Genomic DNA, 21,546 nt, shown 5'->3' on the forward strand with positions numbered 1-21,546 from the left:
CGCGTTACACTAGCCCGCATATCTCACCGGTCGGACACCGGCTCGGACACAATAGACTGAAACATTAATGGAATAGCTAGGAATGGCCGTAAACCTCAGCATGACAGACTGTCCCCGCCGGTGTCCTATCGCGGTTCAGACTCGTCTTCGCGCCCGTATGCTTGCTCTTCACTCAACCCATAGCTACGGCTATGGCTTTCGCTCCAGAGCGGCGCCTACGAACGAATCGCCGGGAGCGATTCGTCGCGCAAGCCCCGCAGGGGCGAGGCGCAAGGATGCGCCGAGCAACGCGAATCCTTCGCCTGCTCCCGCGATCCCGGTGAGATATGCGGGCTAGCGCCATGAAACGACTGGGCGTCGATACGGGCGGCACCTTCACCGATTTCGTGCTGTGGGATTCGGGCACGCTGCGCGTGCACAAGGTGCTGTCCACGCCGCAGGCCCCGGAGCGTGCGATCCTGCAGGGCATCCGGGAGATGGGGCTGGAGGACGAGCCGGCCCTGGCCGTGATCCACGGCTCCACGGTGGCCACCAACGCGGTGCTGGAGGGGCGCGGGGTGCGCACGGTCTACGTCACCAACCGCGGCCTCGCGGACGTGCTCACCATCGGCCGGCAGGCCCGCCGGGAACTCTACAACCTGCAGCCCGCCCCCGTGCCTGAACCGGTGCCGCCCGGAGACTGCCTGGAGACCGGGGGGCGGCTGGGCGCCGATGGCTCGGTGCTGGAAGACCTCACCCCCGCGGACCTGGAGGCGCTGGCGGACCGGGTGCGCGCGCTGGCCCCGGAATCCGTGGCCGTGAACCTGCTGTTCTCCTGGCTGGACGACCGCTTCGAGCGGGCCGTGGAAGCGGCGCTCTCCGGGTCGTGCTTCGTCTGCCGCTCCTCCGCCGTGCTGGCGGAGTACCGGGAGTACGAGCGCGGCATCGCCACCTGGCTCAATGCCTACGTGGGCCCGCTCATGCAGGGGTACCTGGACCGCCTCGCCCGTTCCCTGGGCGGCGCCCGGCTGACGGTGATGCAGAGCCACGGCGATACCATCGAGGCCGCCCACGCGGGGCACCACGGCGTCCGGCTGCTGCTCTCCGGCCCGGCGGGCGGCCTGCGGGGCGCGCGCCACCTGGCCCGGGCCGCGGGCGAGACGCGGGTGCTCAGTTTCGACATGGGCGGCACCTCCACGGACGTGGCGCTGGTGGAAGGAGACATCCGGCTCACCGGCGAAGGCCATATTGCCGGCTATCCCGTGGCGGTGCCCATGGTGGACATGCACACCATCGGCGCGGGCGGCGGTTCCCTGGCCTGGGTGGATGCGGGCGGCCTGCTGCAGGTGGGTCCGCGCTCCGCGGGCGCCCATCCCGGGCCGGCCTGCTACGGGCTGGGCGGAAAGGAACCGACGGTGACCGACGCCAACCTGGTGCTGGGACGCCTGCCGCCGGACACCCGGCTGGCGGGCGGCATGCCCGTGGACATCGCCGCCGCCCGGGCCGCCTTCGGGCCGCTGGCGGACGGGCTGGGCCTGTCCGTGGAGGCGGCGGCGCAAGGGGTGCTGCGCCTGGCCAATGAACACATGGCCGCCGCGCTCCGGGAGATCTCCCTGGCGCGGGGCCACGATCCGCGCCGGTTCACGCTGATGCCGTTCGGCGGCGCCGGGCCGCTGCATGTGTGTGAACTGGCCGCCTCGCTGGGCATGACACGGGCGCTGGTGCCGGTGCACGCGGGTGTGCTCTCCGCCCTGGGGATGCTGGCGGCGCCGCTGGGCCGTGAACTGTCCCGGACCCTGAACCTGCTCATTGATTCCGCCACCGACACCGCCGTCCGGACGGTCATGGACGACCTGGCGGCCGAGGGCCGTGCCGCGCTGCGCTCCGAGGGCGTGGCGGACCCGCGGGTCACGCGTTCCGTGGACATGCGTTACGCGGGACAGTCGGCCACCCTGAACCTGCCCTGGCGTTCCCTGGAGGACGCCGGCGCCGATTTCCACGCGGCCCACGAGGCCCGCTTCGGCCACGCCCTGGACCTGCCCGTGGAGCTGGTCAATGTGCGCTGCCGCCTCACGGCGCCCGTGCCGGAACCGGACCTGCCGCCGCCCGCGGCACGGTCCCCGGCGGCGCCCCGGGCCCGGGTCCCCGTGTACGGGGTGTCGGACCCGGTACCCGTCTATGCCCGCGAGGACCTGCCCGCCGGCCAGACCCTCGCGGGCCCCGCGCTGATCACCGAGGCGGTGTCCACCACGTGGATGGCGCCCGGGTGGGTGTGCGAGGTGGACGCGGTGGGCAATATCTTGTTGAAGGATGAAGGATGATGTAGCCACAGAGGGCACAGAAAGCAGCAGTAGGATGGGTCAAGCGAAGCGGACCCATGCTGTGCGGCCGGTCGAGGGGGCAGGAGGCGCGGGAGGGCCGCATGGGCACGCTGCGCTTTGCCCATCCTACGGTCCTGTTGGTTTTCCTCTGTGCCCTCTGTGCCCTCTGTGGCAAGAAACCAGTAAGGGTGCAGTAGGATGGGTCAAGCGAAGCGGACCCATGCTGTGCGGCCAGTCGAGGGGGCAGGAAGGCGCGGGAGGTCCGCATGGGCACGCTGCGCTTTGCCCATCCTACGGTCCTGTTGGTTTTCCTCTGTGCCCTCTGTGCCCTCCGTGGCAAGAAACCAGTAAGGGTGCAGTAGGATGGGTCAAGCGAAGCGGACCCATGCTGTGCGGCCAGTCGAGGGGGCAGGAAGGCGCGGGAGGTCCGCATGGGCACGCTGCGCTTTGCCCATCCTACGGTCCTGTTGGTTGTTTTCCGTGGCCATCAACCGGGGGGTGCCCCGTGGATCGGGTCCGGAAGGCACAAAAAAACCCGGCGGGGCCGGGTTTTCTGAGCGCGCGGTGACGGCGAAGCGGACTACTTGATCTTCGCTTCCTTGTACATCACATGCTTGCGGACGACGGGATCGTACTTTTTGATCTCCATCTTGTCCGGCATGTTGCGCTTGTTCTTGGTGGTGGTGTAGAAGTGGCCGGTTCCGGCACTGGACACCAGTTTGATCTTGTCACGAACACCTTTGGCCATGATCTATTGCTCCTCAGAACTTCTCGCCGCGGGCGCGCAGGTCGGACAGCACCGCGTCGATGCCCTTCTTGTCGATAATGCGCAGGCCCTTGCTGCTGATGCGCAGCTTCACCCAGCGGTTCTCGCTCTCCACCCAGAAGCGGTGGCTGTGCAGGTTGGGCAGGAAGCGCCGGCGCGTCTTGTTGTGCGCGTGGGAGACATTGTTGCCTGTGACGGGGCGCTTACCCGTGATCTGACACACTCGGGCCATGATGACATTACTCCGGCAATGCGGGACTGAATTCGGAAAGCGGCGAAGGATAACAAGGACCAGACACAAGATACAAGAGGCAAGATGCCGGACGAACCCGCCCACTTGTATATTGCCCCCTGTATCTTGTATCTGTGCTTCATGGATATCGTCTATATACGTGATCTGCGAATCGAGACCACCATCGGCATCTATGCCTGGGAGCAGCAGATCCGCCATCTGGTGCGCCTCGATCTGGAAATGGGCACGGACATCCGGCCCGGCGCCGAGAGTGATTCCATCGACGACGTGCTCAACTACAAGGCGGTGTCCAAGCGGATCATCGACATCGTCGAGAACAATGACCTGGCCCTGGTGGAGGCTCTGGCCGAGCGTATCGCCCGGACGATCATGGACGAGTTCCCGGTGCCCTGGCTGCGTCTCACCCTGGGCAAGGTGGGCGCGGGGCGGGGCAGCCGTGAAGTGGGGGTCACCATCGAGCGCGGCAAGCGGGACTGATCCCGGCGGGCCCCGGGCGGCCGGCATCCCGATAAAACTCCTTGAAGGGTAACTGAACCATGACATCCACCATCTGCCGGATCGCAGTGACAGGGCTGCGTCTCCGCCGCCCTTATCCGATGCCGGGTGAGCCATGACCCGGGCATACGTGAGCGTGGGCAGCAACGTGGATCGCGAGGCCAACGTGCGTGCGGCGCTCAGGGCCCTGGAGGCGCGCTTCGGCCCCCTGTCAGTCTCGCCCGTCTACGAGACGGGGACCGTGGGCTTCGAGGGGGATCCCTTTCTCAACCTGGTGGTGGGCCTGGACACGGACCTGGCCCCCGAACCCCTGGTGGACTTCCTGAAATCCGTGGAGCGCGCCCGGGGCCGCACCCCGGAGAGCAACGGTTTCAGCCCCCGCACCCTGGATCTGGACCTGATCATGTACGGCAGCCTGGTCATGGAGACGCCGTACTTCGAACTGCCCCGGGACGAGATCCTGCATCACGCCTTCGTGCTCGCCCCCCTGGCCGACCTCGCCCCGGATCTTCTCCACCCCCTGATCGGGCAAACCATGTCGGAGCTGTGGGCGGATTTCGATCTCAACGGACAGTGGTTGCGGCGGGTGGAGTTGGGGTTATGAAGGATCATGGGTTTGCCACAGAGGCAAGGCTTTGAGCAGTTGTAGGATGGGTCAAGCGAAGCGGACCCATGCTGAACGTACAGGGACCGTAGGTTGGGGTGAGCGTAGCGAACCCCAACATGGTGGAGGATTCCCGGGTCCGTGCATGTTGGGGTTCGTTCCTCACCCCAACCTACGACTGCTGTTTTTTGCCACAGGGGTCGCAGAGGTCACAGAGGAAAAGCTTTGAGCAGCGGTAGGATGGGCCAAGCGCAGCGGACCCATGCTGAACGTACAGGGACCGTAGGTTGGGGTGAGCGCGGTGAACCCCGACATGGTGGAGGATTCCCGGGCCCTTGCATGTTGGGGTTCGTTCCTCACCCCAACCTACGGCCCTGTCGCCCGCCGCCGGCTTTTCCGCATGGGCACGCTGCGTTTTGCCCATCCTACTGCCCTGTCACCCGCCGCGGCCTCTTCCGCATGGGTCCGCTTCGCTTGACCCATCCTACGGCCCTGTTGGTTTTTTTTCTCTGTGCCCTCTGTGGCAGGGGTCAGCCGCAGGCGCGGCTACTGCCCGATGGTGCGTCCGCCGTCGACGGGGATGATCTGGCCGGTGATGTAATCGGCGTCGCGGACCAGGAAGAGGGTGGTGCGGGCGATGTCGGCGGGTGAACCCTCGCGCTTGAGGGCGGTGCGCCGGATCATCTCCTCGTGGGATACGCTGTTCTCCTCGGCCTCGGGCCAGAGGATGGCGCCCGGCGCGATGCCGTTGACGCGCACCTTCGGGCCCAGTTCCCGGGCCAGGGACTGGGTGAGCATCCAGAGCCCCGCCTTGGCCACGCAATACACCGGGTAACCCTTGAGCGGGCGCATGGCGTGGATGTCCACGATATTGACGATGCATCCGCCCCGCGCGGTCAGCTCCGGGGCGAGGGCCTGGGAGAGGAACAGGGGCGCCTTGAGGTTGCTGCCCATGAGGTCGTCCCAGTGCTGTTCGGTGATGCCGCCGAGCGGCGTGGGGTAGAAGCTGCTGGCGTTGTTGACGAGCACGTCCACGCTACCGAACACCGCCCGGGCGTCGTCGGCAACCCGGGGCAGGGAGGCGGTGTCCAGCAGGTCCCCCTGCACCAGTCCCGCGGAACCCGCGCGCGCCGCGTTGAGTTCGCGGGCCAGCAATTCGGCCTCGTCGCGGGAGCTCCGGTAATGAATGACGACGTCCATGCCCGCCCGGTGCAGGTGCCGGGCAATCTCCGCGCCCACCCGGCGCGCCGCGCCGGTGATGAGCACACGTTTGCCCTCGAGCGGCTTGCCGTTAGACTGGTCCACCCTTGCCTCCATCGTGTCGTCGGGACAATGCGTCGGACTTTATCACAGCCTCGCGAGCCCACCCGCAATGCCTGACCCCCACGCCCTGCCCGAGCCGGACGCCGCCGCGCGCGAGACCGGCGAACGCCTGCTGCAATGCCTGCGCGGCGAGATCGACCGCGCCGGCGGCTTCCTGCCCTTTCGCCGCTACATGGAGCTGGCCCTGTATGCGCCGGGGCTCGGTTACTACGCGGCGGGCAGCCGCAAGCTGGGCGCCGGCGGGGACTTCACCACCGCGCCGGAGACCTCGCCGCTGTTCGCCCGATGCCTGGCGCGGCAGGTGGCCCAGGTGCTGGAGCACCTGGGCGGCGGGGACGTGCTGGAATTCGGCGCCGGTTCGGGCGTCCTGGCCGTGGACATGCTCCGGGCGCTGGAATCCCTCGACCGTCTGCCCGGGCGCTACCTGATCCTGGAACTGAGCCCCGACCTGCGGGCCCGCCAGCAGCAGGCGGTGGCGGGTCTGCCGGACGCCCTGCGCGAACGGGTGCGGTGGCTGGACGCGCTGCCGGAGGCCGGGGCGCTGCGCGGCGTGGTGCTCGCCAACGAGGTGCTGGACGCCATGCCGGTGGAGGTCTTCACATGGACCCCGGATGGTGTCCGGGAAAAGGGCGTGACATGGGACGGCCACGCCCTCGCCTGGGCCGGGCGGCCCGCCGGGCCGGAACTGGCCGCGGCCGTGCAGCGGCTCAGGTCCGAGACCGGCGGCCACTGGGCACCCGGGTACACCTCGGAGCGCAACCCGGGGCTGTCCGCCTGGGTGTCCGCCGTGTCGGACGCGCTGGACGCGGGGCTGATCCTGCTCATCGATTACGGATACCCGCGCCACGAGTACTACAGCGCGGAGCGCAGCCAGGGCACGCTCATGGGCCATTACCGCCACCGCGCGCTCACCGACCCGCTGATTCTGCCCGGGCTCGCGGACCTCACCGCCCACGTGGACTTCACCGCCGTGGCGGAGGCGGGGCTTGCCGCGGGCCTGGAGGTCGCCGGCTACACCACCCAGGCCTGGTTCCTGATCGGCGCCGGGCTGGACGCGGCCTTTCAGGAGGCCGCGAGCGAAGACCCTCGCGCACAGATCGCCCTGGCCGGGCAGGTGCGCCAGCTCACCCTGCCCGGCGAGATGGGCGAGCGCTTCCAGGCCATGGCCCTGACGCGCGGCGTGCCGGTCCCGCTGACGGGCTTTGCCGGGCGCGACCTGCGGGAACGGCTTTGACGCGCGCGGCGGGCGAACCGGGTATCGTGCCGGTATCCTTCGGTCCGCCCCGGGGTCTGCTGTATAATCCCGGGCCTTGTACGAGTGACGCGGATGCGCGCCGATGCATCCGCCTTGGAGAGACCCCGCCAACATGAGTGCCCCGCAGCCCGTATCCGACGATCCGACCGCCGTCACCGGCGTGCCGGATCAGGCGGTCGCCGACTGGCTGGTGGCCAACGGGCGCCTGCGGCAACCGGACCTGGAGCGCGCCACGCGCCTGGCCCGGACCGAGTCGCTGGGGCTGGTCGCCGTGCTCCAGCGCCTGGGCATGGTCAGTGAGCGCGACCAGGCCGAGGCGTTCTCCGCCACCACCGGCGTGCCGCTCCTGGACGCGGACGATTATCCCGATCCCGTGGAACTCCCCCAGGGCCTGTCCGCGCGTTTTCTCAAGGAGGCCGGCGCCCTGCCCCTGTACGAGGAGGACGGCTGTCTCGTCCTGGCCATGCCGGACCCCAGGGACCGCTTCGTGCAGGATGCCGTGCGCCTGGCCACCGGCCTGGACGTGCGGCCCCGGGTCGGCATTCCCGGGGACATCGCCGCGGCCCTGGAGCGGGCGTCCGCCGCCGGGCCGTCGGCGGACGGCGATGCCGCCCTGACGGTGGAGACCGGCGAGGACGTGCGCGAGGAGGACATCGAGCACCTGCGGGACATGGCCAGCGAGGCCCCCGTCATCCGCCTGGTCAATCTCATTCTCCAGAAGGCGGTGGAATCCCGGGCCTCGGATATCCACGTGGAGCCCTTCGAGGGCGCGCTCAAGGTGCGCCTGCGCATCGATGGCATCCTGCACGAGATCGACGCGCCGCCGGCCCGTTCCACGGCCGCGGTGATCTCGCGCATCAAGATCATGGCGCGGCTCAACATCGCCGAGCGGCGCCTGCCCCAGGACGGGCGCATCAAGCTGCGCATCGTCGGCAAGGAACTGGACCTGCGCGTCTCCACCGTGCCCACCCTGTACGGGGAGAGCGTGGTCATGCGTCTGCTGGACAAGGAAAGCATCACCCTGGACTTCGCCGTGCTCGGCTTCGAGGGCGAGGCCCTGGAGCGATTCCTGAAGATCCTGGACCTGCCCCACGGCATCATCCTGGTCACCGGCCCCACCGGCAGCGGCAAGAGCACCACCCTGTACACGGCCCTGTCGCGGCTCAACACCTCGGAGCGTAAGATCATCACCGTGGAAGACCCGGTGGAGTATCAACTCGACGGGGTCAACCAGATCCAGGTCAAGCCCCAGATCGGGCTGGACTTCGCCGGCGCCCTGCGCAGCATCGTGCGCCAGGACCCGGACGTGATCATGGTGGGCGAGATGCGCGACCTGGAGACCGCGCGCATCGCCGTGCAGTCGGCGCTCACCGGGCACGTGGTGCTGTCCACCCTGCACACCAACGACGCCGCCAGCACCGTCAACCGCCTGCTGGACATGGGCGTGGACGACTACCTGCTGACCTCCACGGTCAACGGCATCCTGGCCCAGCGCCTGGTGCGCAAGCTCTGCCCCCACTGCCGCGAGGAGATACCGGTGCTGCCGGAGCTGCGTGAGGAACTCCGGCTGGACCGTTACGCGCCGCCGGAGGGCGTGCGCCTGTTCAAGGCCGTCGGCTGCGACGCCTGCGCGCACACCGGTTACCGCGGGCGCCTGGCCATTCTCGAATTCCTGATCATGACGGACACGATCCGGGCGCTGGTGATGCGCCACGCGGTGTCCGGCGAGATCGACAAGGCCGCCCGCGCGGAAGGCATGCACACCATGTACGACGACGGCCTGAGCAAGACCGTCCGGGGGCTGACCACCCTGGATGAAGTGATGCGCGTCACCCAGGAGTAAGCGCCGGATATGCCTCTCTACCGCTACAAGGCGGCCACGCCGACCGGCGACACCAGCGAGGGCGAGATCTTCGCCGCCGACGAGCAGCAGGTGATCAACCAGCTCCAGGCCGCGGGGCAGATCCCGATTCGCGTGGTGCAGGGCGGCGGCGTCACCCGCCTGCGCCGCGTGGGCGTGCGCGCCCGGGACGTGCAGGTCTTCACCCAGGAGCTGGCCACCCTGCTGGGCGCCGGGCTGCCGCTGGACAAGTCGCTGCAGATCATCGTGGACCTGTCCGAGGACCCGCGCCTGGCGCGCATGACCGGCCGCGTGCTGGAACAGGTGCGCGGCGGCGCTTCCCTGTCCGAGGCGCTGGAGGCGCAGTCCGGCGTGTTCTCGCGTTTCTACGTCAGCATGGTGCGCGCCGGCGAGATGGGTGGCGCCATGGAAGTGGTGCTGCAGCGCCTGTCCGAGTACCTGGAGCGGGCCAAGGACCTGCGCGACAGCATCGTCTCCGCGCTCATCTACCCGGCGATCCTGCTGGTCGTCTCGCTGGTGTCCGTGTTCGTGCTCATGGTGTTCGTGGTGCCCCACTTCACCCAGCTCTTCGACGATGCCGGCCGCGCTCTGCCCATGCTCACCCAGGTGGTGGTGGGCTCGGCCGAGCTGCTGCGCGGATACTGGTGGGCGCTGATCGGCGCCGTGGTGCTGATCGTGCTCCTGTTGCGCCACCGCCTGGGCGATCCGGCGTTCCGGCTGCGCTGGGATGCGGGCGTGCTGCGCCTGCCCCTGGCGGGGGATCTCGTGCGCAAGCTGGAAACGGCCCGCTTCAGCCGCACCCTGGGCACCCTGCTGGGCAACGGCGTGCCGCTGCTCACCGCCATGTCCATCGTGCGCGAGACCCTGAACAACCGGGTGCTGGAGCGCGGCATGGGCGTGGCAGTGGAGGGGCTCAAGGGCGGGCAGGGCATGAGCGCGCCGCTGATGGAGGCGGACCTGTTCCCGAAGCTGGGCATGCAGATGATCCGGGTGGGTGAGGAGACCGGCCGGCTCGAGGGGATGCTCATGCAGGTGGCCGACATCTACGACCGCGAGGTCCGCGTGGCGGTGCAGCGGATGCTGTCCCTGCTGGAGCCCGTGCTCATCGTCGGCCTGGGCCTGCTCATCGCCACCATCATCGTGTCCATCCTCATTGCCATCGTCAGTGTCAATGAACTCGCCTTCTGATAGGCTGTCGTACTGTGCGGTTTCACGGGCGGAGGCGGGTCCGGCGGCTCATGGCCGCGCGATCGGGCGTTCGCCGGCGCGCCGCACGGGTGAGGGAGTCCCCGCCGGGAGACATGCATCCGCCCACCCGTTGTGCGGACCCGCCGGATGCGGCTGCGCCTTATCCGGCCTACGGACTTGAAAGGTCGATTCCATATGCGATTCCAATGCACGTTTGATCACGCCGCCGGCGCGCGCCGCACCCGGGGTTTCACCCTCATCGAGCTGCTGGTGGTCCTGGTGATCCTGGGCCTGCTGGCGGGCCTGGTGGGTCCGCAGGTGATGCGTTACCTGGGCGAGTCCAAGACCCGCACGGCGGGGCTCCAGATCCAGGATCTGAGCGCCGCCCTGGACCTGTACCGGATCGACGTGGGCACCTATCCCAGCACCGACCAGGGGCTGGACGCCCTGGTGAGCCAGCCCCACGGAGTGTCCAACTGGAACGGCCCTTACCTGCGCCGTCGGGAACTGCCCGTGGATCCCTGGGGCAATCCCTACCGTTACCGTTTTCCCGGCGAGTACGGGACCTTCGACATCTGGACCTACGGCGCCGACGGACGCCCCGGCGGCGAAGGCGAGAACCAGCCGGTCACCAGTTGGAACTGAGCGCCGGTGCACGCACGCCACGCCCCCTCGCGGTCGCCCCGGAACGCCACCGCCTGTATCCGCGGGCGCTGACCCGCTGATCGCCGGCCCATGCGCACGGTGCCCCGAACCCGTTTCCCCCGGCATCGCGCCGCCGGCTTCACGCTGCTGGAGCTGATCGTGGTGGTGGTCATCGCGGCCGCCGTGCTGGGGCTGGTGGTGCCGCGTTTCGGGGCCGTGCTGCCGGGCGTCGAGCTCAAGGGCGCGGCCCGGGACGTGGCCACCGCCCTGCGCTATGCCCGCGGGCGCGCCATCGCCACGCGCAACGAAGTGGCGGTGGTGATCGACGTGGATGCGCGCAGTTACCGGGTGGAGGGTGCCGGCGAGGAGCGCGAACACCAGTTCGCCCGCCATGTGGACGTGCGGCTGCGCACCGGGCGTTCCGAGTTGCGCGGTGACAGCGCCGGCGCCATCACCTTTTTTCCTGACGGATCCTCCACCGGCGGCCGGGTCACCCTCGGCAGCGGGGAACGCCGCTTCGTCGTGGATGTGCAGTGGTTGACGGGCAAGGTCAGCATTCTCGATGAGTAGCCGGCGCATTTTGTTCAACGGGGATGTGGTATCCCATCGAAGCGATCGCCGAGGGGACTCGGCTCCTACGGGGGGCGAGCCGCCGGGCCTCCGAACCCATCGCCCAGGGGACTGGGCTCCTACGGGGAATGCGGGGGGTGCATGGGCCGCACCTGTGGGCGATCCGCCGGGGCCCCGAACCTATCGCCCAGGGGACTGGGCTCCTACGGGACGTCCGAGGGGTCGGGTGCCTGCGCGGGCACGTTGCGGGGGGTTCTCGCTGCTGGAGGTGCTGGTGGCCTTTGCCGTGCTGGCGGTGACCCTGGGCGTGCTGTTCCAGGTGTTCTCCACCGGCCTGCGCACCGCCATGGTGGCGGAGGAATACGGCGAGGCCACCCGCATGGCCGAATCCCTGCTCACCGAGTACGCCGCCACGCGCCCGCTGCAGGCCGGCGACCACAGCGGCAGCTTCGACGGGACCCCCTATCGCTGGCAGGCGGAGATTTCCCCCATGTCCACCGGCGACATCGCCCCCGGCGCCGCCGAGCGTTTCGAGACCTACTCCATCTCCGTGCGCGTGTCCTGGTCCGGCGGCGCCGGCGACCGGCAGGTGGACCTGCACACCGTGCGCCTGGAGGCCCGGCCGTGAGGCGCGCTTGCCAGCGGGGCTTCACGCTGCTGGAGCTGATGATCGCACTGGTGCTGCTGGCGCTGATCATGACCGTGCTGCTCTCCGGCCTGCGCCTGGGCGCGAACAGTTGGGATGCCGCGGAGCACAAGGTGGCGGCGGTGGCGGAGCGCGAGATGGCCATGCGCGTGGTGGAACGGCAACTCGCCCTCGCCATGCCGGTGATGCACTCCGCCGAGGGCGAGCAGGCGCGACTCGCCTTCGAAGGCGAACCGGACTCGGTGAGCTGGGTCTCCCCCCTGCCGGCCCACCGGGGCGGAGGCGGCGTGCAGTACATGCGCCTCGCCCTGGGCGAGACGGATCGGGGCCGCGGCCTGGTGCTCACCTGGCGGCTGTTTCACCCGGACGTGATGGATGCGCCGGCTGCGCAGGTGGAGGACGCGGTGCTGCTCATGGAGGGGATTGACGGTCTGCATCTGTCGTACTTCGGCGCGCCCGATGATCCGCAGCGCCTGGAGTGGCGCGACCGATGGGATCACAGCGACAACCTGCCGGAACTGGTGCGCCTGGAACTGGAGCCCGCGGATCCGTCGGAGCCCGATCTGTTCCTGGTGGCCGAGCCTCGCCAGGGACAGGTCTACATCGAGATGAGGTTCCCGGAGTGAACGCCGGAGCCCCGGGTCTTCGCCGGCAGGCGGGCATGGCCCTGGTGCTGGTGCTGTGGGTCATCACCCTGCTTGCGGTGATCGCCGCCAGCTTCACCCTGGGCATGCGCCGCGAGGCGGGCACCATCCGCCACATGGTGGAGGTGGCCGAGGCCCGCGCAGCCGCCGAGGCGGGCGTGCGTTTCGCCATGCTGGGCCTGACGGAGAGTGACGAGGAACTGGCCTGGAAACCCGACGGCCGGCCCCGGCAGTTGCGCTTCGGAGACGCCACCCTGGTGATCCGGGTCCGTTCGGAGTCCGGACGGGTGGACATCAATCATGCACCGCCGGAACTGATCGACGGTGTGCTGCGGGCCGCCGGGATGGAAGACGGGGGCGCCCGGGCCGCTCTCGTGGACAGCATCCTGGACTGGCGGGACCCGAGCCCCCTCCGCCGGGCCGCCGGACTCTCCGAGGCGGATTACCGGGCGGCGGGGCTGGATTACGGCCCGCGCAACGAGCCGTTTCTCGGCGTGGAGGAACTGCTGCTGGTGCCGGGCATGACCCCGGATCTGTACCGGCGCATCCGGCCCATGGTGACGGTGCATTCCCGCCAGGCGGGCATCGACGCGACGTCCGCCGACCGGGACGTGCTGCTCGCGCTGCCGGGTATCGATGCCGGCGAGGTGGACGCATTCCTCGAGCGCCGCGAGGAGGCGCGGGAGCAGGATCTGCCGGATCCCGCCCTGGAGTGGGCAGGCTTGGGCGGTGGCGGCGGGTTGGCGTATAGTGTCGAGGCCGTGGCCCGGATGCCCTCGGGTCTCGAACAGGGCCTCCGCGTCGTCCTCATGCCCGAAACCGCCGCGGGCCGGGAACCCTACAGAATCGTCCACTACCGTTTGGAGGGGGGGGCTTGAACCCGCACTTCTCGCCGTTGCTTGTACCCGTTCACCGCAGGGCGGATCAGCAAAGCGCATCCGCCGGCAGGGTCGGCCGGTGCGTCTCCCGTAGGAGCCCAGTCCCCTGGGCGATGGTTTCAATGGCCCGGCCGATCGCCCCCTGTAGGAGCCGAGTCCCCTCGGCGATGGTTTCCCAGCCCCGGCAGATCGCCCACGGACCGGCCGCCCACGCGGAGGCCCGCCCATGAGCGCCTCGCCACTGTCCGCCGGGCGGCTCGGGGACCTGCGCCGGGAGGCCGGCGCCTTCCTGGCGTGGTGGCTGTCGGAACTGGCCGCCATGCTCCCGCCCGGGCTGCGCGCGCGCCTGCACCTGGTGCGCGAGCGGGTGGACCTGCGGGTCACCGACGAGGCCATCGAACTGGACCTGGTGACGGCGGAAGGCACCCGCACCGTGCGCCGGTTTCCCCCGGACGGCAGCGAGGCGGCCCTGCTGGTGGATACCCTGGCGGCGACCCGGGGCAAGGACCGGCGCCTGGTGCTGCGCCTTGCCGGGCGCGCCGTGCTGGTGCGCGAGCTGAGCATGCCCGCCGCCGTGGAGGAAAACCTCGACCAGGTGCTGCGTTACGAGATGGACCGCTACACCCCGTTCAAGGCGGACGCGGTCTATCACGGATACCAGGTGATCGGCCGGGACAGCGCCCAGGGCCGGGTGCAGGTCCGCCTCGTGGCCGTGCCGCGTACCTTCCTGGATCACTGGCTGCAGGAGTTCGGCAACTGGGGCGTGCACCCGGACCGCGTCGAGGCGGACCAGGCCCCCGGGTTGAACCTGGCCCCCGCCCGCGGCCCCGTGGCCCGGCGCAGGCTGCCCGGCGGGCGGACCCTGCTCACCGGGGCCGTGGTGGCGCTGCTGGTGGTGGCCCTGCTGCTGCCCCTGTGGAAGCTGCGCGAAGTGGTGGTACAGCTCAACCGCGAGGTGGCCCAGGTCCAGCAGGTGGCCACCCGGGCCCAGGACCTGCGCGAACAGCGCGACCAGTTGCTCGCCCACTCGCGGTTCCTGATCGAACGCAAGCAGTCCCGCCCGCCCGTGGTGGCCGTGCTCAACGAGATGGCAATGGTTCTTCCGGATGACACCTGGGTGCAGAGCCTGCAGTTCAACGGGCATCGCCTGGTGATCCAGGGCCTGTCCGGCGCCGCATCCGGGCTGATCAGTCGCATCGAGGATTCCCCCATGTTCGAATCCGTGAGCTTCGCGGCTCCGGTGACCCGTGACCGCACCACCGGCCGGGACGTCTTCCAGATCGCCCTGTCCATTCGCGAGCCCGCGTCGTGAACCTGGACCGGCTCAAGCCGCGCGAGCGACGGGTGGTGGCCCTGGGCCTTCTGCTGGCCCTGGTGCTGATCGTGATCTTTGCCCTGCTCATACCGTATGTGGCCCGTTACAACCACTACCTCACGGCCATCGACGACCAGCAGTTCCGCCTGGATCGGCTCCACGCGGCCGCCGCGCAACTGCCGGAACTGGAGGCCGAGATCGAGGCCCTGCGGGCAGAGGCCCTCGCCCGGGGTCACCTGTTCGAGCAGGGCACCCCGTCGCTGGCGGCCGCCCAGGTGCAGGAGCTGATCGGGCGGATGGTCGACACCCACGGCGGCGAGGTGCGTTCCATGCAGGTGGGCCGGCCCCTGGAGGAGCAGGGCTTCACCCGGGTGTCGGTGACGGTGCGCATGACTGCCACCAGCGAGGAACTGGCGGACCTGCTCCACGGGATCGAGACGCGCCGCCCGCTGCTGTTCGTGGACAACCTCAACGTCCGGCTGCTTCGCCTGCGCCAGCGCGCCGGACGTCGGCCCGCACAGGAGACCGGCGAGGTGGAGGTGGATTTCGACGTGCAGGCCTACATGCGCGAGGCCCGGCCATGACCGGGCTCCCCGCGCGCGTCACGCTTTCCGGCCTGCTGCTGGTCCTGGCGGCCGTGATTGCCGGGACCTGGGTGGCCATGGACCGCTGGCAGGCGCGGGTGCTCGCATCGCCGCCGGGATCCGAGCGGCCCGCGGAGAGGGCGGAGCCGGTGCTGCTGCCGGACGATTCCGGGTTCCAGGGCCCGGACGGATACCCTGCGCTGATCGAGCGGCCGTTGTTCATGAGCACTCGCCGCCCGCCGGTGGCGGAAACGGCGGATGACGCGGCGCCGGAGGCCGAGGCCGAGGCCGAGCCGGAGGCGCCGCTCCCGGAGTTGTCGGATCTGCGGCTCACCAGCGTGATTATCACGCCCGACGAACGGCACGCCTGGTTCCTGGTGAGCGGTACCGACGAGATCCTGCGCCTTTCCATGGGCGATACCCTGCGCGAGTGGCTGCTCCACCAGGTGGAGGAGACCCACGTGGTGTTCCGTGCCCGGGGCGAGGAGACGCGCCTCGAACTGCGGCCCCCGGGCCGGGGCGTGGATCTCGCGCCCGGCGAACGCGCCGCGCCCCGCGCCCGGGAGTGACGTCGGGGAATACGAACCCCGGCTCCCGGCGCCGCCGCCGGTTCGAGCGTTGTTGCAGGGTGGATCAGCGCCCTGTTTTTTTGCCACAGAGGTCACAGAGGTCACAGAGGAAAAGCCTTGGGCCGTTGTAGGATGGGTCAAGCGCAGCGGACCCATGCTGGACGAACGGCGACGCGTAACAAGTGGCGAGAGACGGGCTGACAGGTTGCTCGTCACGAGCTTCTGTCACCCGCCAAGGCCTCTTCCGCATGGGCACGCTGCGCTTTGCCCATCCTACGGCCCTGGTTGAGGCGGGAAGGGTGAGGGACCGTAGGTTGGGGTGAGCGCAGCGAACCCCAACATGGCGGAGGTCTCCGGGCCCGGGGCGTGTCGGGGTTCGTTCCTCACCCCAACCTACGACTGCTGTTTCTTGCCACAGAGGACACAGAGGTCACAGAGGAAAAACCTTGGGCAGTTGTAGGATGGGTCAAGCGCAGCGGACCCATGCTGGACGAACGGCGACGCGTAACAAGTGACGAGAGACGGGCTGACAGGTTGCTCGTCACGAGCTTCGGTCACCCGCCGAGGCCTCTTCCGCATGGGCACGCTGCGCTTTGCCCATCCTACGGCCCTGGTCGAGGCGGGAAGGGTGAGGGACCGTAGGTTGGGGTGAGCGCAGCGAACCCCAACATGGCGGAGGTCTCCCGGGGCCGGGCATGTTGGGGTTCGTTCCTCACCCCAACCTACGGCTGCTGCGGCGGGGCGGGCGCGGGGAAATGCGAAGCCCGGCTCTCGTGCATGGCGCCGCCAGTCGTTATACTTGCGCGCGAAGTACGGATTCATGTACATACCACGGGTTTGCGGACGCGTCCGAGGCCCCGGTCGAACCCCAGCAGCGAGAATCCATGAACGCACCCCCAGCAGGACGCGTACCCTCCCGGACCCGGGTTCCCCCCTTCTCTGGCATGCTCAGGACGGCCCTGGTGCTGACACTGGCATTCGCGCTCGGTGCCTGCGCCGCCCTGGACCGCCCGCGCGACGAATCCCTGTGGATCGAGATCGGCACGCCGGAGGATGAGCCGGCGCCGATCCCCACCGCCCCGGCGGACGAGCGGCTCGTGGACGCCGACGCCCGGGACACCGATGCCAAATCCGTCGAGATCTACCCCGGCACCGGCGTGTTCTTCGACGCCGAGCGTGCCGCGCGCGCCGTGCAGGTGGACCGGCGCACCGGCGACATCACCCTCAACTTCGAGGGGGCGGACCTCCAGGAAGTGGTGCACTTCATCCTCGGCAAGCTCCTGGAGGAGAACTACGTGGTGGACCCGGGGGTCTCCGGCAACGTCACCATGCAGACCTCCAGCCCCCTGCCGCGCGAGGACCTGCTGCCCACCCTGGAGAGCCTGCTGCGGCTCAACGGCGCCACCCTGGTGACCGGCGACGACGGCCTCTACCAGGTGCGGCCCCGGGAAGGCGCCCTGCGCGGTACCAGCGTGCCGCGCACCGGCCCCGGCGGCCCCGGCCTGAACGTGCGCATCGTGCCGCTGGAGTACATCGGCGTGGCGGAGATGCTCACCATCCTGGAGCCGTTCCTGACGCCAGACGCCGTGGTGCGGGTGGACCCGGCGCGCAATCTGCTGATCCTGGCCGGCTCGCGGCGTGAGTTGTCCCGCTGGCAGGAAACCATCGACATCTTCGACGTGGACTGGCTCGCGGGCATGTCCGTGGCGCTCTACACCCTCAACCACGCGGACGTGGGCGAGGTGGTCTCCGAGCTGGAGCGCGTGATCGCCATGGACAGCGGCACCCCCCTGGCCGGCCTGTTCCACATGATCCCCATCGAGCGGCTCAACGCGGTGCTGGTGGTCACGCCGCAGCCCCGTTACCTGGAGGAGGCCGAGGTCTGGGTCAAGCGCCTGGACCGGCGCCAGGACGTGCACCGCGCGCGCCTGCACGTGTACCGCATGCAGCACGGGCGGGCCGAGGAAGTCGCCGGCCTGCTCACCGACATCTACGGGGGCGAGACCCGTACCCAGGCCGCGCGCCCCGAACGCGGCCTGGCCCCCGGCGTGGAGGCGGTGGAGATCGGCAGCGACAACCCCGGCGGAGACAGCCCGGCGCCGCGCACCGGGGGCGGCGGCACCGTCACCGCCACCATGGGCGGAGGCGACAATACCCAGGAAGGTGCCCTGGAGGGCGAGGTGCGCATCATCGCCGACGACAGCAACAACGCCCTGCTCATCATGGCCTCCGAGCGCGACTACGACCTGATTCTCCAGGGGCTCAGCCAGCTCGACGTGCCCTCGCTGCAGGTGCTGGTGGATGCCACCATCATCGAGGTGTCGCTCACCGACGAGTTGCGCTACGGCCTGCAGTGGTTCTTCACCGACAGCCTCGGTGATTACAGCGGCCGGGGCATCCTCGCCGATTCCGCGAACATCTCGCGCACCTTCCCGGGTTTCAACTACTCCATCGTCGACAGCGCCGACCAGGTGCGCGCCGTGCTCAGCGCCCTGGCGCAGGACTCCCGGGTCAACGTGCTCTCCTCGCCCTCGGTGATGGTGATGGACAACCAGGAGGCCCTGATCCGCGTGGGCGACCAGGTGCCCGTGCGCGCGTCGGAGGCCACCAGTGTTGTGACGGACTCCCCGGTGACGGTCACCAATATCCAATACCGTGATACCGGCGTCAGCCTGAGAGTCACGCCGCGGGTCAATGCCGGCGGCATGGTGCAGATGGAGATCGAGCAGGAAGTGAACGACGTGTCCAGCACCACCAGCTCCAACATCGATTCCCCCACCATCCAGCAGCGGCTGATCCGCAGTTCCGTGGCCGTGCAGAGCGGCGACACCATCGTGCTCGGCGGCCTGATCCGCGAGACCGACAGCCGCGACGAAAGCGGCGTACCCGGCCTGCGCCGCCTGCCCATGGTGGGCCCGCTGTTCGGGGCCACCAGCACCTCCCTGCGGCGCACGGAACTGCTGGTCCTGATCAAGCCCCGGGTGGCCCAGGATGCCGGCGAGGCGCGCATGATAACGGAAGCGGTGCGCCGGCGCATGAAGGGCCTGGAGTCCCGTATCCGGGATGCGCAGCGCCAGCCGGCGGCGGAGTGTAGCGAAAATGCAACATCTCCGTGCTAAAAAAACAACAAAACCCCTTGACGATGGGTAATTCGGTTGTATAGTTTGCTTTCGGAAGGGTACGGTCGGTGCGCGCCGGTGGCCGGACGGACCGCCAGGACGGCGGCGCCGGTTCCGGGCAGAAGCCCGGCGGCCTTCGCGCATTGCCGGATATGCCGTTTGATTTCACTGTGAGGATGTACTGTTTGTCACGTGTCGGAAAGTTGGTATCCGGGGAACACCCGGGCATCCGGGGCCGGTTCCGTCCGGCGATGAACAGGGTGAGTTGGCGGCTCGTCTGCCTCGCATTTGTCTTGCTGCTTTTGCCGTTGGTCGGTTGCGAGTCGGAACGCGGCCTCACAGATGTTACAGATGAGGAGCGCGTCGCGGCGCGTGCGCAGGAGCGCTGGGATGCGCTGGTGGCCGGATCGTTCGACGGCGCGTATGAGTTGGAATCCCCCGCCCTGCGTGCCGCCTACTCGTCGCGGGCCTACCGGGGGCGCTTCGGCCAGCAGATGCGCTGGGCGGCGGCCGAGGTGGCCGAGGTGGACCTGGACGGGGATCGGGCGAATGTGCGGGTAATGGTGTCCTACTTCACTCTCGGGCCCGACGGACGCCCCCTCGAAAACGAGCGGCCGATCTTCGAAACCTGGGTGCGCGAGGGAGGTGAATGGTGGCATAGCAGTGATTGATGTTCTGGTTGAGTTTTTGATCTAATCAGTTTGAAAATGCAAGAAGTCGTGTGTAGTATCAGCGGGACGCGGTTTGGTCAGTACAGCGTATGTCAAGGCTACTTGGCCGGTTGTCCAATTCGTTCTAAAAACCTGAAAGGGGATTGAGTTATGAAAAGAGTTCAGAGGAACATTCCTACGACACCGTTTAAGGTCAAGCCTTTGGGTGTAGCCTTGGCGATCGCCATGGGCGCAGCCGTGACGGTGCCTACTGCTCAGGCCGTGAATTTTGCCGAAGACGGCGTCGGCGAAGTGCTGTTGTTCCCGTACTACACGGTGCGCAACGGCTTCGACACCAACATCAACATCACCAACACCTCGGACACCACGGTTGCCTTCAAGATCCGCTTCCGCGAAGGCGAGAACAGCCGGGATGCCCGTGACTTCAACGTGGTCCTGTCCCCGCGCGACGTGTGGAACGCCACGATTACCGAATCCCCCGATGGCACGCGAGCCCGCCTCGTCACGGGTGACAACTCCTGCACCGCGCCGGTACTGCCCTTGAATGTGGGTGGCGGTCGTCTTGGCGTGGATTTCACCAATCTCGATTACGTCGGTTCGAATGGTGACGGTGGCAACGAAGGCTTCGACCGTACCAAGGAAGGCTATATCGAGGTGATCCAGATGGGTCACGCCAGCGCTGGCGCCGAGGAAAACGAGGCAAGCTTTAACGGTGTCGCGTACAACGCCAAGCATATCAATGGTGTGCCGAGGGATTGCGCTGCCGTGCGCACGGCCTTCACGCCAGGCGCCCAGGGCGGTACGCTTGCCGCCACCCAGGCTGCCTTCCTGGAGCCGATCAACGTCCTCAAGGGCACGGCGACCCTGATGCAGGTCAACAGCGGAAAGGGTGCCAGCTTCGAGCCCGTCGTGCTGGCGAACTTCTTCAATCCCGCGGGTCCTGATGGCAACGGTGCCCCAGGCTCCAACCTGATGGACGAACCGGCCAGTATCAACCCGAACCTGTCCGACGTCACCCCGCAGCTCGCGCAGATCCACACGGACAACCCGGGTTTCGCGGTGACGGGTCTGTTTGATGCCGTGGACGGCGATGCGGTAAGTGCGCTGCTCTCCCGGACCAGCGTCATGAACCAGTTCAGCGTCAATCCGGCCAACAACGCGATGACCGACTGGGTGGTCACGTTCCCCACCAAGAACTTCTACGTCGACGAGCGTGAAGCGGGTGCCAACACGCTGGAGCCGTTCGCCAACGCCGGTGTCCCGACGTTCCAGGATGACGACGACGGCCAGTCCTGCGTGCCGGTCAACTTCGCCCTCTGGGATCGCGAGGAATTCTCGCCCGAGAGTCCGGACGACCTGCAGTTCTCCCCGCCGCCTCCTCCGGGTGAGGACGACACCATCTGCTACGAGACGAATGTGATCTCGTTCAATGGTGGCGGCCTGCTCGGTTCCGCGCTGGTCAGGGATTTCAACGCTCCCGGCAACAACAATATCAACTCCGGTTGGATGAAACTGAACTTCCTCAATCCGGGTGATATCGTGAGCAGCCAAGGGGACTGGGGCTCGGTCACCGGCCTTCCGGTGATCGGTATGGCCATCACCACGCTGGAGAACGGTGTGTCCGGCGACAACCTGATGAACTACGGGTTGGCCTTCGAACACGCCTACACCCGCGTGATCAGTACCCTCGACTAAATAACCGCAGATCACCGCAAACCGCTGTAAGCTTCAGGGGGCGTGAAAACGCCCCCTTTTTTTTTGGTGTTTGTCCCTTGTCAGTTGTCCGTGGTCAGTAGTTGGTCGCATTGGCGCGCCGGCGGATGCGTTGATGCTTGCTTTACCCGCGCCGATGGCTATACT

Annotated in this window: 20 protein-coding genes; 17 read left to right on the forward strand and 3 right to left on the reverse strand. The window is 68.3% G+C overall.

The annotated features are described in order from the left end of the window. Nucleotides 1-341 precede the first annotated feature (341 nt). Complete coding sequence (locus THITHI_RS0112715) at nucleotides 342-2,300, forward strand: hydantoinase/oxoprolinase family protein (protein ID WP_018233487.1); 1,959 nt, start codon at nucleotides 342-344, stop codon at nucleotides 2,298-2,300. Between the two features lie 580 nt (nucleotides 2,301-2,880). Here the strand turns inward: THITHI_RS0112715 and rpmG are convergent. Together rpmG and rpmB are read right to left on the reverse strand one after the other, a co-directional pair. Then, nucleotides 2,881-3,048, reverse strand: a complete 168-nt coding sequence (gene rpmG, locus THITHI_RS0112720) for a 50S ribosomal protein L33 (protein ID WP_012636911.1) — start codon at nucleotides 3,046-3,048, stop codon at nucleotides 2,881-2,883. Between the two features lie 13 nt (nucleotides 3,049-3,061). Beyond that, a complete protein-coding gene (gene rpmB / locus THITHI_RS0112725; protein WP_018233488.1) occupies nucleotides 3,062-3,298 on the reverse strand; it encodes a 50S ribosomal protein L28 in 237 nt (78 codons plus the stop codon). A 141-nt stretch (nucleotides 3,299-3,439) separates the two neighbouring features. On the opposite strand from rpmB, the gene folB reads away from it, so the two are divergent. Both folB and folK read left to right on the forward strand, forming a co-directional pair. Continuing rightward, nucleotides 3,440-3,796, forward strand: a complete 357-nt coding sequence (folB, locus tag THITHI_RS0112730; protein WP_026186327.1) for a dihydroneopterin aldolase — start codon at nucleotides 3,440-3,442, stop codon at nucleotides 3,794-3,796. 133 nt (nucleotides 3,797-3,929) lie between these two features. Then, nucleotides 3,930-4,418 (forward strand): 2-amino-4-hydroxy-6-hydroxymethyldihydropteridine diphosphokinase, encoded by a 489-nt coding sequence (gene folK, locus THITHI_RS0112735; protein WP_018233490.1) that lies wholly within the window; start codon nucleotides 3,930-3,932, stop codon nucleotides 4,416-4,418. A gap of 546 nt (nucleotides 4,419-4,964) precedes the next feature. On the opposite strand, the gene THITHI_RS0112740 is transcribed toward folK, so the two are convergent. Next, nucleotides 4,965-5,723, reverse strand: a complete 759-nt coding sequence (locus THITHI_RS0112740) for a pteridine reductase (RefSeq protein ID WP_018233491.1) — start codon at nucleotides 5,721-5,723, stop codon at nucleotides 4,965-4,967. A gap of 67 nt (nucleotides 5,724-5,790) precedes the next feature. Here THITHI_RS0112740 and THITHI_RS0112745 point away from each other — a divergent pair, with 67 nt between their 5' ends. The 14 genes from THITHI_RS0112745 to THITHI_RS0112810 all read left to right on the forward strand — a co-directional run bounded on the left by THITHI_RS0112745 (nucleotide 5,791) and on the right by THITHI_RS0112810 (nucleotide 21,381). After that, nucleotides 5,791-6,975, forward strand: coding sequence for a class I SAM-dependent methyltransferase (locus tag THITHI_RS0112745; protein WP_018233492.1), 1,185 nt, complete (start codon nucleotides 5,791-5,793; stop codon nucleotides 6,973-6,975). A 133-nt stretch (nucleotides 6,976-7,108) separates the two neighbouring features. Then, entirely contained in the window at nucleotides 7,109-8,839 is a 1,731-nt protein-coding gene (gspE, locus tag THITHI_RS0112750; protein ID WP_018233493.1) for a type II secretion system ATPase GspE, read from the forward strand. 9 nt (nucleotides 8,840-8,848) lie between these two features. Further along, complete coding sequence (locus THITHI_RS0112755) at nucleotides 8,849-10,045, forward strand: type II secretion system F family protein (RefSeq protein ID WP_018233494.1); 1,197 nt, start codon at nucleotides 8,849-8,851, stop codon at nucleotides 10,043-10,045. Nucleotides 10,046-10,240: 195 nt separating this feature from the next. Continuing rightward, nucleotides 10,241-10,690, forward strand: a complete 450-nt coding sequence (gspG, locus tag THITHI_RS0112760; protein ID WP_018233495.1) for a type II secretion system major pseudopilin GspG — start codon at nucleotides 10,241-10,243, stop codon at nucleotides 10,688-10,690. 90 nt (nucleotides 10,691-10,780) lie between these two features. After that, a complete protein-coding gene (locus tag THITHI_RS0112765) occupies nucleotides 10,781-11,260 on the forward strand; it encodes a GspH/FimT family pseudopilin (protein WP_018233496.1) in 480 nt (159 codons plus the stop codon). A gap of 226 nt (nucleotides 11,261-11,486) precedes the next feature. Next, entirely contained in the window at nucleotides 11,487-11,888 is a 402-nt protein-coding gene (locus THITHI_RS20825) for a type IV pilus modification PilV family protein (RefSeq protein ID WP_026186329.1), read from the forward strand. After that, nucleotides 11,885-12,532 carry a prepilin-type N-terminal cleavage/methylation domain-containing protein gene (locus tag THITHI_RS19020; RefSeq protein ID WP_018233498.1) on the forward strand — a complete coding sequence of 216 codons (648 nt, stop codon included), beginning with the start codon at nucleotides 11,885-11,887 and terminating at the stop codon, nucleotides 12,530-12,532. The genes THITHI_RS20825 and THITHI_RS19020 overlap by 4 nt, the downstream gene beginning before the upstream one ends. Next, nucleotides 12,529-13,428 carry a type II secretion system minor pseudopilin gene (locus THITHI_RS0112780; protein WP_232199420.1) on the forward strand — a complete coding sequence of 300 codons (900 nt, stop codon included), beginning with the start codon at nucleotides 12,529-12,531 and terminating at the stop codon, nucleotides 13,426-13,428. Before THITHI_RS19020 ends, THITHI_RS0112780 begins: the two co-directional genes overlap by 4 nt. A gap of 226 nt (nucleotides 13,429-13,654) precedes the next feature. Then, nucleotides 13,655-14,740 (forward strand): PilN domain-containing protein, encoded by a 1,086-nt coding sequence (locus THITHI_RS19025; RefSeq protein WP_018233500.1) that lies wholly within the window; start codon nucleotides 13,655-13,657, stop codon nucleotides 14,738-14,740. Then, entirely contained in the window at nucleotides 14,737-15,327 is a 591-nt protein-coding gene (gene gspM, locus THITHI_RS0112790) for a type II secretion system protein GspM (protein ID WP_018233501.1), read from the forward strand. Before THITHI_RS19025 ends, gspM begins: the two co-directional genes overlap by 4 nt. Beyond that, entirely contained in the window at nucleotides 15,324-15,896 is a 573-nt protein-coding gene (locus THITHI_RS0112795; RefSeq protein ID WP_018233502.1) for a hypothetical protein, read from the forward strand. The genes gspM and THITHI_RS0112795 overlap by 4 nt, the downstream gene beginning before the upstream one ends. Nucleotides 15,897-16,780: 884 nt before the next feature. Then, nucleotides 16,781-19,015, forward strand: coding sequence for a type II secretion system secretin GspD (gspD, locus tag THITHI_RS19030; protein ID WP_232199421.1), 2,235 nt, complete (start codon nucleotides 16,781-16,783; stop codon nucleotides 19,013-19,015). Nucleotides 19,016-19,266: 251 nt separating this feature from the next. Next, entirely contained in the window at nucleotides 19,267-19,686 is a 420-nt protein-coding gene (locus THITHI_RS19035; RefSeq protein WP_033336947.1) for a nuclear transport factor 2 family protein, read from the forward strand. Nucleotides 19,687-19,911: 225 nt separating this feature from the next. Continuing rightward, nucleotides 19,912-21,381 (forward strand): hypothetical protein, encoded by a 1,470-nt coding sequence (locus THITHI_RS0112810; RefSeq protein WP_026186330.1) that lies wholly within the window; start codon nucleotides 19,912-19,914, stop codon nucleotides 21,379-21,381. Nucleotides 21,382-21,546 lie beyond the last annotated feature (165 nt).

It is taken from the genome of Thioalkalivibrio thiocyanodenitrificans ARhD 1 (assembly GCF_000378965.1).
GTDB lineage: Bacteria > Pseudomonadota > Gammaproteobacteria > Ectothiorhodospirales > Ectothiorhodospiraceae > Thioalkalivibrio_A > Thioalkalivibrio_A thiocyanodenitrificans.